This is a genomic window from Sphingobium sp. R-21 (genome assembly GCF_049913335.1).
Lineage (GTDB): Bacteria > Pseudomonadota > Alphaproteobacteria > Sphingomonadales > Sphingomonadaceae > Sphingobium.
This window is the reverse complement of sequence record NZ_CP184374.1, coordinates 725056-741582: the sequence shown is the minus strand read 5'-3', so window position 1 is coordinate 741582 and position 16527 is coordinate 725056. Positions and strand designations below refer to the sequence as shown.

The following is a 16527-nucleotide window of genomic DNA, read 5'->3' as shown; positions in this document are numbered from 1 at the left end:
AAGCAGCAATATGCGGTTTGAAGGCACGCAGGATTATGTCGCCACCGACGATCTGAAGGTCGCCGTCAACGCCGCGGTGCTGCTTCGCCGTCCGCTGTTGGTGAAGGGCGAACCGGGCACCGGCAAGACCGTGCTGGCGCAGGAAATCGCCAGGGCCCTGGGCGCTCCGCTGATCGAATGGAACGTCAAGTCGACGACCAAGGCGCATCAGGGGCTGTACGAATATGATGCCGTCGCCCGGTTGCGCGATGGCCAGCTCGGCGATCCGCGCGTTCACGACATCGGCAATTATATCCGCAAGGGAAAGCTGTGGGAGGCATTCACCTCCCCTACCCTGCCGGTCCTGCTGATCGACGAGATCGACAAGGCCGACATCGAATTCCCCAACGACCTGCTGCAGGAACTCGATCGCATGGCCTTCCACGTCTACGAGACGGGGGAAACGGTCGCTGCCAGGGAGCGGCCGGTGGTGGTGATCACCTCCAATAATGAGAAGGAACTGCCCGATGCCTTCCTGCGCCGCTGCTTCTTCCACTATATCAAATTCCCCGACCGGGAGACGATGCAGGCGATCATCGACGTCCATTTCCCCGGCATCCAGAAGGTCCTGGTCAAGCGCGCGATGGAAATCTTCTACGAATTGAGGGAAGTCCCCGGTCTCAAGAAGAAGCCATCGACCAGCGAACTGCTCGACTGGCTGAAGCTGATCCTGGCGGAGGACATGCCGCTCGACATATTGCAGGACCGCGATCCCACCAAGGCGATCCCGCCACTCCACGGCGCCCTGCTCAAGAATGAGCAGGACATCATGATGTTCGAACGGCTTGCCTTCATGGCCCGGCGACAGGGCCGGTAAGGATGCCCCCCTTCAACTGAAAGGCCCGACCCATGGCTCATCAAGCTGGATGCCTGTGCGGACAGGTACGGATCGACATCGATGCGGAACCCATGGCGGCGCGCATGTGCTGGTGCCGGCTTTGCCAGTATCTGGGCGCCGGATCAGGAACGGTGAATGTCTGCTTCCCTTCCGACAAGCTGACGGTGACCGGAGAGGTGCGCTGGCATCACAGCATGGCGGACAGCGGCAATGCCATGCGGCGCGGCTTCTGTCCCGAATGCGGCACGCCGCTTTTCAGCCTGGCCGAATCGCGTCCCCACCTCACCTTCATTCGGGCTGGCGCGCTTGACGATCCTGAACTTCTGGGACCGCAGGCGGTGATCTGGACCGATGCGGCGCCCGATTGGGCGCATCTGGACCCGGAATTGCCCCATTATCCGGCACAAATGCCGCCCGTGACCTGAAAGGCCGCTTGCGCCGCCGATGCATTTCGGCTCAACTTCCCCCGACGTTCAAAGCCGCGCCAAGACGGCCATGAATCGGAGGAAGGATGCCAATGCCCAAGCGTGCGTGGTCCCTTTTATCGGCGGTGCTGGCCCTGTCAGCGCCCGCATTCGCGCGCGCGGCCGAGGAAAGGGAAGCCTGGACACCCACTGCCACCGCGCTGCGCGCCGATGCAGCGGGGATCAGCATGCCGCAGACAGTGGCCGGGCTGTCCCTCTCCAAGAGCGGGGAGGTTTCCAACGGCGGCAAGGGGATCGACAATTACGCCCAATATCTGTCCGAAGACGGCGCGGTCCAGGCGACGCTCTATGTCTATCTGCCCAGCTATGCCGACGCGTCGCTGGCCGCCTATATGACGGACAAGGCGGTGATGGAGCGCTTTGGCGCAAGGACGCACCGCACCGATTATTCCAGCGTCGCCGTTGCGGGGCGCGCCAATGCCGCCATTCGCGCCGTCTATGACGATGCCGCCGACGGTGCGCTCACCACAGCGGCGGCATTCCTGCACGCCGGGCGCTGGATCGTGAAGCTGCGCGTCACGGGACCGACCGAACGGCGGAGGGAAGTCCTCGCAGGCCTGGACGGCATGCTGGCGGGTCTCCGCTTCGATGCGCCCGCATCCATCCATGCCACAAAACCGGCGAGGCTGACGGCGTGCCCGGCCGTCGACGCGGCCGAAGCGCGGCTGACCCATCAGACATCTGCCCAACCCGTCGATAATTCCCTGCCCCGCGAAGGGCAGGCGGATCTTTGCGTCCGCGGGAAGGCCGAAACCGCCAATGGCAGCTACGACATCCTGCAACAGGCCGGCATTGCCGACGGCGCGATCATCGTGCCGGTGGACGATTCGGGCACGGTAATGACATTTGATCCCGCCACGACCGGCAGCGGCTATCAGCTTTCGATCCACTCGGTGGGCCAGACCGATCTCTACGGCATTTACGACAAGGTGCCGAGTGCGCGGCAGATTGCCCAGATACTGGATGGAAAGGATCCGCAAACCGCGCAGGCCGGGGCAACCGCAGCCTACACCGCCAGCGGCCAGATGACGGTGCGGACGGCGGACGCAAAGCTGCATTAGGGCGGGCTTCCGGGCGGCCGGGTAGAAATGCGGAGTGGCAGGATAGCCGATCAGATCAGATAGCCGACCTCATAAAGGCCCCAGCGCCGGCCGCCGAACATCAGCGGCACGAAGACGCTGCGCAGCGCCCGGTAACGTCCCTCGCCCAGATCCTGGCGATAGGTGAACAGGAAAAAATCCCCTTCTCCATCCAGGGCGCGGCGCGTCTGGCTGTCCATGAAAATCTGCCGGTTGCGCGCATGCTCCATGTTCCATCGCGCCTCGCCGGGCCGCTGCGGCTGGCTGCGCGCGCTGATATGGGTTGGCAGATAACCATTCATGTCGATCAGGCAACAACCGACGATGGCGCTGTCCTGCGCCGTGCGACGATCCAGGACGGGTTGCACGAAGCGGTCGGCAAAGGCGGTGAAGCCATTTTCATATTGCGCCGGTTCTGAACCGGGAGCCGGCCGATAGGCGGTATCGAACAGGCCGGCCATGTCCAGCGCGCCTTCCGCCAACGCCCGTTCGATCAGCGCCTGCACCTCCTCCGCCCCTTCTTCGGCGAACCCGATATAGCGGCTGTTGCGCGTGACGTGCCCGCCATGCGCCGCCGTGTTGAGCATCGCGTTCGCCATGCCCTCCAGGCTCTCCAGATGGCTGCGCGCCGTCGCCACGCGCGTCGCGCTCTCCGTCGCGGACTGGCTGAAACGGGCCAGCCCCTGCCGCAACGCCGCCACATCGCCATCCGCCTCATCCGTGCAAGTGGCGATCGTGTCGGAACGTTGCCCGAATTGCGTCACCAGCGAAGCGATTTCCGCCATGCTGACGCGCAGAGTATCGATATGCGAACCGACGTCGCGGCCACGCAGGATATTGGCCTCGACCCCGCCGATCAGTCGCCGGGCGTCATGGTCGAGCTGCCCCAGCTTGTCCCCCACGGAAGCGGCGGACTCGCCCGCCTGCCCCGCCAGCCGACGGATTTCGTCCGCCACCACGGCAAAGCCCTGCGTCGCCTCGCCTCCGCGGGCCGCCTCGATCGCTGCGTTCACGCCGAGCAGGCGGGTCTGCCGCGCGATCGCGCCCAGTTGCCCGGAAATATCGCCCACGGTCTCTATAACGCTCAGAAATTGCCGCAAATGCCCTTCAAGGCCAGTCACATTCTCGATCAGCTCCGTGACCTGGCCCAGGGAACGGCCAATCGCCTCATGCCCCTGGGCGATGATCTGGCCCGCGCGACGGGCCGTCAGGCTGAGCTCCTGCGCAGCCAGCACGCTTTCATTCTGGCTGACGGCCAGCGCCTGCATCGTTGATTGCAGTTCACCCAGATGCGCCGAGTCCTCATGAATGCGGCGGGTAAGCTCCCCCAGAAAGCCTGCCGTTTCGCTGCATTGCAACGCAATGTCGCCCGATCGCTCCCCCAGGTCGGTCAACAAATCTCCGTTTTCCAATGGTCACTGCCCCATTCCACCCAATATGGATACTGCCCTGTTAACGATGCAATGCAACACTTAACATTCCGACAACGTCCGCTGCTTGCATGATCCGCCAAGCTGGCGGACAAGGGCGCCATCATGATGCTCAACTTTCTCGATGCGCTGCGCGCTGCCGGCATTCCCGCCAGCATCAAGGAACATCTGCTGCTGCTGGAGGCGCTGGACCGGGACGTGATCGGACAGCGCCCGGAGGATTTCTATTATCTCGCGCGCGCCACCTATGTGAAGGACGAGGGGCTGATAGACCGCTTCGACCAGGTATTCGCCCGCGTGTTCAAAGGCGTGCTGGACAGCGAAGCGGTGGAGGCGGACATCCCGGAGGACTGGCTGCGGCTGGTGGCGGAAAAATTCCTAAGTCCGCAGGAAATGGAGGAGATCAGGTCGCTGGGAAGCTGGGACGAGATCATGGAAACGCTGAAGAAGCGGCTGGAGGAGCAGAAGGGGCGTCACCAGGGCGGCAACAAGTGGATCGGCACCGGCGGCACATCCCCCTTCGGCCATGGCGGCTATAATCCCGAGGGCGTGCGGATCGGTGGCGAGGGCCGGCACAAGCGCGCCATCAAGGTCTGGGAAAAGCGCGAATTCGCCAATCTGGACAATCAAAGGGAACTGGGCACCCGCAACATCAAGGTTGCGCTGCGGCGGCTGCGCCGCTTCGCGCGGGAGGGCGCGGCCGACGAACTGGACCTGGACGAGACGATCCGGGGAACGGCGCGGCAGGGCTGGCTCGACATCCGCATGCGGCCAGAGCGGCACAATGCAGTGAAACTGCTGCTGTTCCTGGACGTGGGCGGATCGATGGACCCGTTCATCATGCTTTGCGAGGAGCTGTTCTCGGCGGCGACGAGCGAATTCAGGAACATGGAGTTCTTCTACTTCCACAACTGCCTTTATGAGGGCGTGTGGAAGGACAACCGCCGCCGCTTTTCCGAACGCACGCCGACCTGGGATATCCTCCACAAATATGGGCATGACTATAAGGTGATCTTCGTCGGCGACGCGGCGATGAGCCCCTATGAGATCAGCCATCCCGGCGGCTCGGTCGAACATATGAACGACGAACCGGGCGCAACCTGGCTGAGCCGCGTGCTGCATACCTATCCGGCGGCCGTTTGGCTGAACCCCGCGCAGGAGGCGCACTGGGGTTATAATCAGTCGACCCGGATGATCCGCGAGATCATGAACGGGCGCATGTATCCGCTGACGATCGAGGGGATAGACGACGCCATGCGGGAACTGACCCGCAAGCGGTGATCCGCCGGCTCGCCCGGTATTGCCGAGGCGACGGAAAACAGCCCTGGGCGGAAGAATTTACGCCGGTTCGAAGAGCACGCCGCCCGTCATCGGCTGCGGCGCGCCGGTCGTGCCGGGGAAGCTGATGGGCAGGCCCTTCATATGGCGTACGGCCATATAGGCGAAACCCTGCGCCTCCAGCGCGTCGCCGTCCCATCCCAGTTCGTCCACGGGCCGCACATCCGCGCCGGTATAGGCCCCCAGCATTCGCATCAGCGTCGCATTGCGGCGTCCTCCGCCAGCGGCATAGATGCGCGTCGGCCGTTCGACGAGATGCTCCATCCCCCGCGCAACGGCTGCGGCGGAAAAGGCCGTCAGGGTCGCCGCGCCATCCGCAAGCGACAGCCCGCGCACCGCGTCGATGGTGAACGCCTCGCGGTCTATGCTCTTGGGCGGAGCGACGGCGAACCACGGGTCGGACAGCATGCGGGCCAGCCGCGCCTCGTCGACCTGGCCGCTGGCCGCGGTCGCGCCATCCTCGTCGAAGCTGCGGTCGCCATGGGTCTGCATCCAATTGTCGATGAGGCCGCTTGCCATGCCGGTGTCGAAGGCAAAAATCTCCCCGTCGGAGGCAATGGCGGTAAGGTTGGCGACCCCGCCCAGGTTCAGCACGGCGAGCGGCTTCGCCAGATCATGGGCCAGCGCACGATGATATACGGGGAGCAGCGGAGCACCCTGCCCGCCTGCCGCGACATCGGCGCTGCGCAGGTTCGCGACGACAGGGATGCCGAATGCCCCCGCCAGGGCGGCGCCGTCGCCGATCTGCCAGGTCCAGCGCCATTCGGGACGATGGGCCACGGTATGGCCATGGAAGCCGATGACGGCAATGTCCTGCGTCACATGGCCGCTGCGGGCCAGCAGGTCCGATATCGCCTCGACATGAAGCTCCGTCAGTTCCTCCTCGACCGCGTGGATGAGCGGTTCGAAACCCGGCCTCTCCATCGTCATGGCGCGCTGACAGGCTTCGGCAAGGCGAAGGCGGAAGCCCTCGCCATAGGACATGGCGTGGAAAGCGACGCCCTTGCCGGCGCCCTCGCCATCGGTTTCTATCAACGCGGCGTCTATGCCGTCGCGCGATGTTCCCGACATCAGGCCTATTGCGAGCATCGATGATCCTGCCTCTTTTACACTATTCCTCTCAATGCTACAGGGCCGCGCCATGAGCAACTACCAGTCCGATCTGCTCCGCCTGCTCGAAGCGCGCGGCTATATCCACCAACTGACCGATGCGGAGGGCCTGGACGCCCTGGCCGCCAGACAGATCGTGCCGGGCTATATCGGGTTCGATCCCACGGCGCCCTCGCTGCATGTCGGTCACCTGGTGTCGATCATGATGCTCCGCCAATTGCAGAAGGCCGGGCACAAGCCCATCGTCCTGATGGGCGGGGGCACCGGCAAGATCGGCGATCCCAGCTTCAAGGACGAGGCCCGCAAACTGCTGACCACAGACACGATCGCGCAGAATGTCGGGAGCATCAAAAGCGTGTTCGAACGCTTCCTGACATTCGGCGACGGGCCGACCGACGCGATCATGGCCGACAATGCCGATTGGCTGGACCGCCTGGAATATATCCCGTTCCTGCGCGACATCGGCCAGCATTTCTCGGTCAACCGGATGCTGAGCTTCGATTCGGTGAAGCTGCGACTGGACCGGGAACAGTCGCTGAGTTTCCTGGAGTTCAACTATATGATCCTCCAGGCCTATGATTTTCTGGAACTGTCGCGCCGTTCGGCCTGCCGGTTGCAGATGGGCGGATCGGACCAGTGGGGCAACATCGTCAACGGCGTCGAACTGGCACGCCGGGTGGACGGTACGCATGTGTTCGGGTTGACCACCCCGCTGCTGACCAATGCCGACGGCACGAAGATGGGCAAGACCGTGGGCGGCGCCGTCTGGCTCAATGAGGACCAGCTTTCGCATTATGATTACTGGCAGTTCTGGCGCAACACGGCCGATGCCGACGTTGCCAGCCGGCTGCGCCTGTTCACCGATCTGCCGATGGACGAAGTGGAGCGGCTGGCCGCCCTGCAGGGAGCCGAAATCAACGAGGCGAAGAAGATCCTGGCGAACGAGGCGACGACCCTTTGCCGCGGTGCCGAAGCCGCCGCCGCGGCCGCGGAGACGGCCCGGCGAACCTTTGAAGAGGGCGCATCGGACGCCAATCTGCCCAGCGTCAGCCTGGGCGCGGACGGGCTGAACATCCTGCAGGGGACGACAGCGCTGGGCTTTGCCGCTTCCAACAAGGAAGTGCGGCGAAAGCTGGCCGAGGGCGCGATCCGCGTCAATGGCGAGGTGGTGAGCGATCCCGCCCTGTCGCTGAAGGCCGGTGACAAGGTCAGCTTCGGCGCGAAACGGCACGGGCTGGTAACCCCCTGAAATCGAAAAAGGCTTTAGGCGGCCTTAACCACAATAGGTAAGGAAGAGGCCATCTTCCCTACCTATCCTGTTTCCATGCCTTCAGTGTTCGCCAGCCTTTCCCATCTGAACGAGCGGGGTCCCGCGGTCAGCCAGCGGCGCGTGCAGCGAGATCTGGTCGATATGGTCAGCCATATCACGGCAAAGGGCCGCAGCCATGGTGTGCGGATCATCAACATCTCTGCCCTGGGCCTGATGTGCCGGACAGAGGCGCCGCTGACCATTGGCGAGCGGGTAACGATATGGCTGCCCGTGGTGAAGAACCAGGCCGCGGAAGTGCGCTGGTCGGAAGAAGGGCGGATCGGCGTGGAGTTCCTGCAGCGGATCGAGCCGGAGGTCTATGACGCCATGCTCGCCCTCATACCGCCGCGCCAGACGGCCTGGTAAACGCCTTACCCAGATCATCCCCCGCCTCCAGCCGCTGACGCGATCGCACCAGCGCCTGCGGCATTTGCGTGCGCAGGAAATTCATCATCGCCTCTCGCACCTCGCAGCGCAGGTCAAAGGCTATGCCGGCGTTGCGGGCGCTCAGAAGGCCGCGCAGTTCCAGCGCATCGGCGCGCTGGTCGGTCACCTGCATGATGGCGACGCGGCCATCCCAGCGGCTGTTGGCCTGGACCGCCTCGATGAATCTCGCCCGTATCGCCTCTATGTCCGCGGCAGGATCGACATAAAGGAAGACGGTGCCGAGCAGGTCGGAGGTTTTCGTCGTCCAGTTCTGGAAGGGCTTTTCGAGGAAATAGGATATCGGCACGATCATCCGCCGGTCGTCCCAGATGCGGACGACGACATAGGTCAGCTTGATATCCTCGATCCGGCCCCATTCACCCTCGACGATGACGACATCATCCAGCCGGATCGGTTCGGAAAAGGCCATCTGTATGCCCGCGATCAGATTCTTGAGCGCGGGCTGCGCGGCGGCGCCGACGGCCAGCCCCGCCAGCCCCGCAGATGCCATCAGCGTAACGCCGATGCTCCGTACGCCGGGAATGGCGATCAGCATCAGCGAGAGGATCAGGAAGCCGACGATGAACTGCGTCACGCGGTAGAGGATACGGATTCGGGTATGCTGCCGCCGCGCCTTGAGATTGTCCGCCACGCTGATGTCGCTGCGGCGCTCCAGGATGATGCGCCCCGCCCGCATCAGGGAAAAGATCAGCCATCCCATGAGCAGGATGAACAGCATCCTGGAACCGATGGACCAGATCGCCTCCACATTCGGGGTGAAGGTCAGCGGCTGGACGCCCGCCGACAAGGTCATCAGGACGATCAGCCAGCGCGTAGGGTGGTAGAGGGCGGGCAGGATCACCGGCTCCATCCGCATCCGGTGGACGATGCGGGTCGCCAGCCAATAGGCCAGCCAATGGAGCAGGAAGGCGACGACGACCGACAGGCCGATCGAGATCGCCGCCATCGACGTGACATGGTGCAGGCTGATGTCGGATTGCATGGCGATGCAACGACAGGGCGGCGGGATGGTTTCGCAACTGCGGCAAGACGTTGTTTTCACAATATGTGCCGCGCCGTCCTGTCCTGTTCCTGGCCCTGTTCCTGAAGGCAGGAGCAGGGACTCTACCCGCTGCGAAGCAGGCCCACCGCCGCGTCGCGTTCGAAAAGATAGAGGCAGGTTCGGGCTGCCTGCCCGCGTGCTTCGCTCAGGCCGCCATCCCTGTCGATCAGCAGATGGGCGTCGTCCCGAGCCGGGTCCAGCAGGGCGGAGAGATGCTCCGGCGTAGCGAGCTTCAACTGCTGCTCGCCCGACTGGCGCGTGCCCAATATTTCGCCCGCGCCCCGCAGGCGCAGGTCTTCCTCGGCTATGCGGAACCCATCATTGGTTTCCCGCATCAGGGCAAGGCGCGCCCTCGCTGTTTCACTCAGCGCATTGCCGCGCAGGAGAATGCACACCGATTGATTCTGCCCCCGCCCGACGCGCCCGCGTAGCTGGTGAAGCTGGGCAAGGCCGAAGCGGTCGGCCCCTTCGATGATGATGAGGTTGCTGTTGGGAACATCGACGCCGACCTCGATCACCGTGGTCGCCACCAGGATTTTCGTGCGGGCCGAAGCGAAGGACTCCATCGCGGCGTCCTTTTCCGGCCCCTTCATCCGGCCATGCACGATGGCGACGCGTTCGCCAAAGCGCATCCGCAGCGTTTCCGCCCGCGCCTCTGCGGCGGCAAGGTCGCTATTCTCGCTTTCCTCGACCAGCGGGCAGACCCAATAGGCCTGCCCCCCGCCCTCCACATGGCGGGCCAGCGCCTCGACCACTTCGTCGAGACGTCCGGAGGACATGACGACGGTCTGGATCGGTTGCCGGCCCGGCGGCATCTCGTCCAGGCGCGACACGTCCATCTCGCCATAATAAGTGAGCGTCAGGGTGCGCGGGATCGGCGTGGCGGTCATCACCAGCAGATGCGGCGTGCGCTCCGCCTTGGCCGCCAGCATCATGCGCTGCGCGACGCCGAAGCGATGCTGCTCGTCGATCACCGCCAGGGCGAGGTTCCTGTAACGCACCGCATCCTGGAAAATGGCATGGGTGCCGACCAGAATGTCGATGCTGCCGTCGGCCAGCCCCATGAGGGTGGATTCGCGCGCCTTGCCCTTTTCCCGCCCGGTGAGGATGGCGATGTTCACCGGCAGGCCCGACGCCATCCTGCGCAGCGTTTCATAATGCTGGCGGGCCAGGATTTCGGTGGGAGCGAGGAGCGCGCCCTGGGCTCCCGCCTCCACCGTGTTGAGCAGGGCCATCAGCGCCACCAGCGTCTTGCCGGATCCTACGTCGCCCTGCAGCAGGCGGAGCATGGGGACAGGCTGGGCCATGTCCCCCTCGATTTCTCCGAAGGCGCGGCGCTGCGCGCCCGTCGGCGCGAAGGGCAGTTGCAGCATGGCGCGCAGTCGGCCGTCGCCGGCGATCGGCACGCCCCTGCGCTTGCGGGAGGACTGGCGGACCAGCATCAACGCAAGCTGGCCGGCGAAGATCTCGTCATAGGCAAGGCGCTCGCGGGCCATGGCGTCGCTGGGGTCGGCGTGGATGCGGGTGAGCGCTTCGCGCCATGTGGGCCAGCCCCTTTGCGCAAGGAGGCTGGGTTCGATCCATTCGGGGAGGTCAGGCGCGCGGGTCAGCGCCTGCGCCACCAGGTCGCGCAGGCGGTTGTTGCTGAGGCCTTCGGAGAGGCCGTAGACCGGCTCGCGCGCCGGGATGGTATCGGCTTCCTCCGGCGGGAGGACATGGTCGGGGTGGACGATCTGAAGATTGTCGCCATAGGCCTCCAGCTTGCCGGAGACGAATTTGGGTTCGTTGAGCGGCAGCAGCTTGCGCGGCCATGCGCTGTTGCGGCCGAAATAGACCAGCGCGACGCTGTTGCCGTGCTTGTCCCGCGCGATCACGCGGAATGGAGCGCGGGCGCTGCCGGAAGCTCGGTAATCGGTCGGCGTCAGTTCAATGCCGATGACCCGGCCGGAGTCGGAGAGGATCAGTTCATCCACCATGCGGCGGTCGATGAAGCTGACCGGCAGGTGGAATGCCACGTCCACGGCGCGAGCCAGCCCCAGCCGCTCCAGAGGTCGGGCGAGCGCGGGGCCGACGCCCTTCAGGGCTTCGATTTCGGTGAAGAGTGGGTTGAGGATATCGGGTCGCATGGCTATCTGAGGCGGTCTAGAGCATTTTCGAGCCGGACGGTACGTCTGGCGGCCCGGAAAATGCGCAAACAGAAAAACTCCAGCCGGGATGGTGGTTCAAACATCCGATCGGCGAATTTGTCATGTCCGCGCAAGGAACAAATTGTGAACGAAGACCCCCGCATCCGCCGCCTGCAATTCCGGGCCTGGCATCGTGGCATCAAGGAAGCGGACCTGGCGGTGGGCGGGTTCTTCGACCGCTACCATGGCGAATGGGGCGAAGCGGAACTCGACTGGTTCGAGCGGTTTATCGAGGAACAGGATGCCGACATCATGGCCTGGGCCCTGGGGACGCTGCCGCTGCCGGACGAGTGGCGCGGGCCGATGTGGGACAGGTTCGTGAAGATGGATTTCGTGGAGATCGGCAGGAAGTAATCCCCTCCGACCTGACCTGACCTGACTTGCCCTCCCTGACCCCTCCCGTCTCCGGGCGGGCTACTGAGTAGCGAATGACCGACCTTCTCAAAATCCTCAAAGCATCCTCACCCATCACCCTTTCGGGCGTGCCTGCCGGTTTCCAGCCCTGGTTGCTGGCCGACATTGCGCGGGCGGCGCCTTCCCGCGCCCTGTTCGTCGCGCCTGACGAGCAACTCATGCGGGCGGTGGCGGACACGGCGCATTATTTCGCGCCGGAGATCGAGATTGTCGAGATTCCGGCCTGGGACTGCCTGCCCTATGACCGGGCCAGTCCTTCGCTGCGGACAGCGTCGGCGCGGCTGGCGGGGCTTCATGCCTTGCAGGCCAGGCCCAGGGGGCCGCAACTCGTCCTGACCACGCTCAACGCCCTCACCCAGCGCACCCTCACCCCGTTCCGCGTGCGGCAACTGGTGGCGAAGCTCGCGCCCAAGGAACGGATCGCGATCTCGCGGCTGGCCGAAATGTTGCAGGCGAACGGCTATGTGCGCACCGACACCGTGCACGATCGCGGCGAATTCGCCATTCGCGGCGGCATTGTCGACCTGTTTCCGGGCGGCGAGGAACAGCCGCTCCGGCTTGATTTCTTCGGGGACGAGATAGAAACGGTCCGCCGCTTCGATCCTGCCGATCAGCGGACGAGCGGGAGTGTCGAGGGCTTCACCCTGCTGCCCGCGTCGGAGGCGTTGCTGGACGAGGAGACGATCAAGCGTTTCCGCGGCCGCTATCGCGAGATTTTCGGCGCCACGGCCACTGGCGACCCGCTCTACCAGGCGGTGAGCGACGGACGGCGACTGCAGGGCATGGAGCATTGGCTGCCGCTGTTCGAGGAACGGCTGGTGCCCCTGACCGATCATCTGGGCGACGACAGCCTTATCCTGCTGGACCACGGCGTCGCCGGCGCGGCAGAGGCGCGGTTCGAGGCGATCAGGGACTATCATGCCAATCGTGCGGCGGCGAAATCCTCCGATCCGGGGGCCTATCGGCCGCTGGAGCCCAAGGCACTTTATCTAGAGGCGGAGGAATGGGCCGCCCTCGCGCACGACTGGCCGATGCACGCCACCACGCCCTTCCATGAACCGGAAAGCGCTTCCGTCATCGACTTCGCCGTGGACGGCCCGCGCGACTTCGCACCGGAGAGGGCGCAGAACGCCAACGTCTATGAGGCGGTGGGCAAGCATATCGCCTCGCTTCAGCGGGCGAAGAAGAAGGTGGTGATCGCCAGCTATTCGGGCGGCGCGCGGGAACGGCTTTCCGGGCTGCTGGCCGACCATGGGCTGAAACGGATCGCCGCGGCGGACAGTTGGCAGGAGTCTCTGGGCCTCGCCGCCGGGGGCAGCACGGTGCTCACCGTCCTGCCGCTCGACCATGGCTTCACCGCCCCGGATGTCGCGGTGCTGACCGAGCAGGACATGCTGGGCGACCGGCTGGTGCGGCGGGCCCGGCGGAAGAAGAGCGCGGACGCCTTCCTGGCCGAACTGGCGACGCTCTCGCCGGGCGACCTGGTCGTGCATATGGACCATGGCATCGGCCGCTATGAGGGGCTGACCCAGATTCCCGTCGCCAAGGCGGCGCATGATTGCGTCGCGCTGGAATATGCCGGCGGCGACAAGCTCTATGTGCCGGTCGAGAATCTGGAGGTTCTCTCCCGCTACGGCTCCGAAAGCGAAGGCGTCAGCCTCGACAGGCTGGGCGGAGAGGCCTGGCAGCGGCGCAAGGCGCGGATGAAGGAACGCATCCGCGAGATCGCCGGGGAATTGCTCAAGACCGCGGCGGAGCGCGCCCTGCGGCCCGCGACCGTGGCGGAACCCGACAGCGCCGGCTATCCCGCCTTTGTCGATCGCTTCCCCTATCAGGAAACCGACGATCAGGATCGGGCGATCAGCGATGTGATCGAGGATCTGGGCGCGGGCAGGCCGATGGACCGGCTGGTCTGCGGCGATGTCGGATTCGGCAAGACGGAGGTCGCGCTGCGGGCCGCCTTCGTCGCGGCGATGGCGGGGATGCAGGTTGTGGTGATCTGCCCGACCACCCTGCTCGCCCGCCAGCATCACATGAATTTCGAGGAGCGTTTCCGGGGCTTCCCGGTTAAGATCGGCCGCCTCTCCCGGCTGGTCCCGGACAAGGAGGCGAAGGCGGTGAAGGCCGGTCTGGCGGACGGCACCGTCGACATCGTCGTGGGCACCCACGCGCTGCTGGCCAAGGGGCTGGAATTCAAGCGGCTGGGCCTTGTCATCGTGGACGAGGAACAGCGGTTCGGCGTGACCCACAAGGAACGGCTCAAGTCGCTCAAGACCGACGTCCACGTGCTGACGCTGACCGCGACGCCCATACCGCGCACCCTGCAGATGGCCATGTCTGGCCTCCGGGAACTGTCGGTCATCCAGACGCCGCCGGTGGATCGCCTGGCGGTGCGGACCTACATCATGCCCTGGGACGGCGTGGTGGTACGCGAGGCGCTGCTGCGCGAACATTATCGCGGCGGCCAGAGCTTCTTCGTCGTGCCGCGCATTTCCGACCTGACGGAGATCGAGGAATTTCTCCGCACCGAAGTGCCGGAGGTGCGCCCGGTCGTCGCCCATGGACAGATGAGCGCGACGGAGGTGGAGGAACGCATGTCGGCCTTCTACGACAAGCGCTATGACGTGCTGCTCTCGACCACCATCGTCGAGAGCGGGCTCGACATCCCCTCCGCCAACACGCTCATCATCCATCGCGCCGACCGCTTCGGCCTGGCACAGCTCTACCAGCTTCGCGGACGCGTCGGACGCGCAAAGACCCGCGCCTATGCCTATTTCACCACGCCTGCCAACCGGGTGATCACCGAAACGGCGGAAAAGCGGCTGAAGGTCCTGTCAGACCTCGACACGCTGGGCGCCGGCTTCCAGCTCGCGTCCCACGATCTCGACATACGCGGCGCGGGCAATCTGGTCGGCGACGAGCAGTCCGGCCACATCAAGGAGGTGGGGTTCGAACTGTACCAGTCGATGCTGGAGGACGCGATCCTGGAGGCGAAGGCCGGCGGCGCGGGGCTGGACAAGGCGCGCGAGAGCTTCTCGCCGCAGATCACCGTCGATGCGCCCATCCTCATTCCGGAGGATTATGTGCCCGACCTCGACCTGCGCATGGGGCTCTACCGCCGCCTCAACGAAGTCGAGGACCGGCAGGGGCTGGAGGCCTTCGCCGCCGAACTGATCGACCGTTTCGGCAAGCTGCCCGCGCCGACGCAGAATCTGTTCAAGATCATCGAGATCAAGCAGAATTGCGTCACCGCCAACATCGCGAAAATCGATGTCGGGCCAAAGGGCGCGCTGGTCAGCTTCTTCGAGGACCGCTTCCCCAGGCCGGAGGGGCTGGTCGCCTATATCCAGCGGCTGAACGGCGTGGCCCGGCTGCGGCCCGACAGCAAGGTGGTCGTGAACAGGGCCTGGGCCGATCCGGCCGCCCGCCTCAACGGTGCGTTGCAGCTTTCCAAGGGGCTGGCGAAGGCGGCGAACTAGAGCGATTTCCAAGCGATCGGAACCGATCGCTGGTTAAGAAATCGCGGCAAACAAGGAATCCGGAGCGGTATCGACATTCAGCCAGCACCCCTTTGTCATCCGCCAGACAACAGCCAGCAACAGTCGCAACCTAGATCCCGCTCTGACGACCGGACAGCAAAGTCCGGCGTCGAGCAGGAGATAGACATGAGTTTGACCCTTATTGCCCTGGCCGCGGCAGCGGCCACGCACAGCGTGCAGATCGACCATGGCGGAACGCCGGTCGATGCGACCTACAGCGCCCGCGCCGAATTCCGCACCAGGACCATAGGCGCCCGAACCCCGAACCGCGCGGACGCGCAGCGGTGCCAATGGACCGCCACCATCCTGGTCGACCGGGCGCTCAGCCATGGACCTGCGCTCAGCCGCACGGTTTCCAGCGACAAGCAGTTTACGGGCAGCGAGCATGGCGCCTGCACGCCCGGCCGCCAATCGGGCGAGCGCAATCTGGCGCGCCATGAAGGCGAGATCCGCGCGCACCTGGTCGCGGTTGCGCAGGCGGACCACGCACCGCTACTGGCCGAGCTTGATGCCGTTCGCAATCTTGCCTCCAATTAAAAGGAAGGCTGCGCTGGCCTGCGCCTTTCTGGCCTCTGCCGGCGCCAGCCCCGCCTTCGCGCAATATGCCGATGGCGTATCTGGCACGATGGAGGCCGCCAGCGAGGAACGGCGCCGGGGGCTGAGCTGGAGCGACGGCGACCCGGTGCTGCGCGGCACCCTCTCGGTACCCGTGGCGGAAGGGCTGAGCCTCGACGGCGTGGCCGTCTCGCTATGGGGCAGCGATCGGCATGGCGGAGCCGACGCTGTCGTCGACCTGGGTGCCACCTATGCGCGGCAGATCGGCGGATGGCGGCTGTCCGCCGAAGGTCGCTATCATCTTTTCCCCGGAAGTGCCGACCAGGCTTATGGCGAAATCGGCGCAGGCGCGGCTTTCCTGATTGGTCCGGCCAGCATCGATTTCAACGGCAGCTATGCCCCGCGGCAGTCGTCCATCGGCGGCGACAATCTCTATCTGTCCGCGTCGGCGACCATGGGGTTGCCCGGCACGCCCTTGACCATCTCGGCGCGGATCGGCCGGTCTTCGGGCGATGTGCAAGACCCGGCCCGTGCCATGCGGCTGCGCCCCGATGGCACCTATTGGGATTATGGCGTGGGCGTCGATTATATGAAGGATCGCTGGTTCGCCGGGCTACGCTATGCCGACAGCAGCATCGCAGGCCCAGCCAGCCGGCATGCGGGCGCAAGCCTGATCGCACGGATAGGACTGAGCCTTTAGCCTGCAACCGTGGCAC

General features: G+C 65.0%; 14 protein-coding genes. 10 read left to right on the top strand and 4 right to left on the bottom strand.

Translation table 11 applies throughout. The features are described 5' to 3' along the window. The first annotated feature begins 10 nt into the window (after positions 1-10). The 3 genes from ACN9MX_RS03475 (at position 11) to ACN9MX_RS03465 (ending at position 2423) form a co-directional block, all read left to right on the top strand. A complete protein-coding gene (locus ACN9MX_RS03475) occupies positions 11-856 on the top strand; it encodes an AAA family ATPase (protein ID WP_363735021.1) in 846 nt (281 codons plus the stop codon). A gap of 32 nt (positions 857-888) precedes the next feature. Further along, positions 889-1302, top strand: coding sequence for a GFA family protein (locus ACN9MX_RS03470; RefSeq protein WP_363825525.1), 414 nt, complete (start codon positions 889-891; stop codon positions 1300-1302). Between the two features lie 92 nt (positions 1303-1394). Next, entirely contained in the window at positions 1395-2423 is a 1029-nt protein-coding gene (locus tag ACN9MX_RS03465; RefSeq protein WP_363825523.1) for a hypothetical protein, read from the top strand. A 50-nt stretch (positions 2424-2473) separates the two neighbouring features. On the opposite strand, the gene ACN9MX_RS03460 is transcribed toward ACN9MX_RS03465, so the two are convergent. Further along, positions 2474-3838 carry a methyl-accepting chemotaxis protein gene (locus ACN9MX_RS03460; protein WP_363825520.1) on the bottom strand — a complete coding sequence of 455 codons (1365 nt, stop codon included), beginning with the start codon at positions 3836-3838 and terminating at the stop codon, positions 2474-2476. A 138-nt stretch (positions 3839-3976) separates the two neighbouring features. On the opposite strand from ACN9MX_RS03460, the gene ACN9MX_RS03455 reads away from it, so the two are divergent. Continuing rightward, entirely contained in the window at positions 3977-5152 is a 1176-nt protein-coding gene (locus tag ACN9MX_RS03455; RefSeq protein ID WP_363825517.1) for a vWA domain-containing protein, read from the top strand. A 57-nt stretch (positions 5153-5209) separates the two neighbouring features. Here the strand turns inward: ACN9MX_RS03455 and ACN9MX_RS03450 are convergent, their stop codons facing one another. Further along, entirely contained in the window at positions 5210-6298 is a 1089-nt protein-coding gene (locus ACN9MX_RS03450) for an anhydro-N-acetylmuramic acid kinase (RefSeq protein ID WP_363825514.1), read from the bottom strand. 52 nt (positions 6299-6350) lie between these two features. Between ACN9MX_RS03450 and tyrS the strand changes: the two genes are divergently transcribed. Together tyrS and ACN9MX_RS03440 are read left to right on the top strand one after the other, a co-directional pair. Further along, positions 6351-7568, top strand: a complete 1218-nt coding sequence (tyrS, locus tag ACN9MX_RS03445) for a tyrosine--tRNA ligase (protein ID WP_363735027.1) — start codon at positions 6351-6353, stop codon at positions 7566-7568. Positions 7569-7643: 75 nt separating this feature from the next. Next, positions 7644-7994 carry a PilZ domain-containing protein gene (locus ACN9MX_RS03440; protein WP_363735028.1) on the top strand — a complete coding sequence of 117 codons (351 nt, stop codon included), beginning with the start codon at positions 7644-7646 and terminating at the stop codon, positions 7992-7994. Here the strand turns inward: ACN9MX_RS03440 and ACN9MX_RS03435 are convergent. Continuing rightward, positions 7966-9057, bottom strand: a complete 1092-nt coding sequence (locus ACN9MX_RS03435; RefSeq protein WP_363825512.1) for a mechanosensitive ion channel family protein — start codon at positions 9055-9057, stop codon at positions 7966-7968. The genes ACN9MX_RS03440 and ACN9MX_RS03435 overlap by 29 nt on opposite strands. A 122-nt stretch (positions 9058-9179) precedes the next feature. Beyond that, the gene (gene recG, locus ACN9MX_RS03430) at positions 9180-11243 is read right to left on the bottom strand and encodes an ATP-dependent DNA helicase RecG (protein ID WP_363825510.1); all 2064 of its coding nucleotides are present in this window, start codon (positions 11241-11243) and stop codon (positions 9180-9182) included. 144 nt (positions 11244-11387) lie between these two features. On the opposite strand from recG, the gene ACN9MX_RS03425 reads away from it, so the two are divergent. From ACN9MX_RS03425 to ACN9MX_RS03410, 4 genes are all read left to right on the top strand, one after another. Beyond that, complete coding sequence (locus ACN9MX_RS03425; RefSeq protein WP_363825507.1) at positions 11388-11657, top strand: succinate dehydrogenase assembly factor 2; 270 nt, start codon at positions 11388-11390, stop codon at positions 11655-11657. 74 nt (positions 11658-11731) lie between these two features. Further along, entirely contained in the window at positions 11732-15196 is a 3465-nt protein-coding gene (mfd, locus tag ACN9MX_RS03420) for a transcription-repair coupling factor (RefSeq protein WP_363825505.1), read from the top strand. A gap of 186 nt (positions 15197-15382) precedes the next feature. Then, on the top strand, positions 15383-15793 hold the full coding sequence (locus tag ACN9MX_RS03415; RefSeq protein WP_363825503.1) for a hypothetical protein: 411 nt from the start codon (positions 15383-15385) through the stop codon (positions 15791-15793). Continuing rightward, complete coding sequence (locus ACN9MX_RS03410; protein ID WP_426387226.1) at positions 15765-16511, top strand: TorF family putative porin; 747 nt, start codon at positions 15765-15767, stop codon at positions 16509-16511. The genes ACN9MX_RS03415 and ACN9MX_RS03410 overlap by 29 nt, the downstream gene beginning before the upstream one ends. Positions 16512-16527 lie beyond the last annotated feature (16 nt).

Coding starts and splice junctions, on each gene's coding strand:
- ACN9MX_RS03440 (WP_363735028.1), top strand. CDS start 7,644: ATGCCTTCAGTGTTCGCCAGCCTTTCCCATCTGAACGAGCGGGGTCCC.
- recG (WP_363825510.1), bottom strand. CDS start 11,243: ATGCGACCCGATATCCTCAACCCACTCTTCACCGAAATCGAAGCCCTG.
- ACN9MX_RS03435 (WP_363825512.1), bottom strand. CDS start 9,057: ATGCAATCCGACATCAGCCTGCACCATGTCACGTCGATGGCGGCGATC.
- ACN9MX_RS03455 (WP_363825517.1), top strand. CDS start 3,977: ATGATGCTCAACTTTCTCGATGCGCTGCGCGCTGCCGGCATTCCCGCC.
- tyrS (WP_363735027.1), top strand. CDS start 6,351: ATGAGCAACTACCAGTCCGATCTGCTCCGCCTGCTCGAAGCGCGCGGC.
- ACN9MX_RS03470 (WP_363825525.1), top strand. CDS start 889: ATGGCTCATCAAGCTGGATGCCTGTGCGGACAGGTACGGATCGACATC.
- ACN9MX_RS03475 (WP_363735021.1), top strand. CDS start 11: ATGCGGTTTGAAGGCACGCAGGATTATGTCGCCACCGACGATCTGAAG.
- ACN9MX_RS03410 (WP_426387226.1), top strand. CDS start 15,765: ATGCCGTTCGCAATCTTGCCTCCAATTAAAAGGAAGGCTGCGCTGGCC.
- ACN9MX_RS03415 (WP_363825503.1), top strand. CDS start 15,383: ATGAGTTTGACCCTTATTGCCCTGGCCGCGGCAGCGGCCACGCACAGC.
- ACN9MX_RS03465 (WP_363825523.1), top strand. CDS start 1,395: ATGCCCAAGCGTGCGTGGTCCCTTTTATCGGCGGTGCTGGCCCTGTCA.
- ACN9MX_RS03450 (WP_363825514.1), bottom strand. CDS start 6,298: ATGCTCGCAATAGGCCTGATGTCGGGAACATCGCGCGACGGCATAGAC.
- mfd (WP_363825505.1), top strand. CDS start 11,732: ATGACCGACCTTCTCAAAATCCTCAAAGCATCCTCACCCATCACCCTT.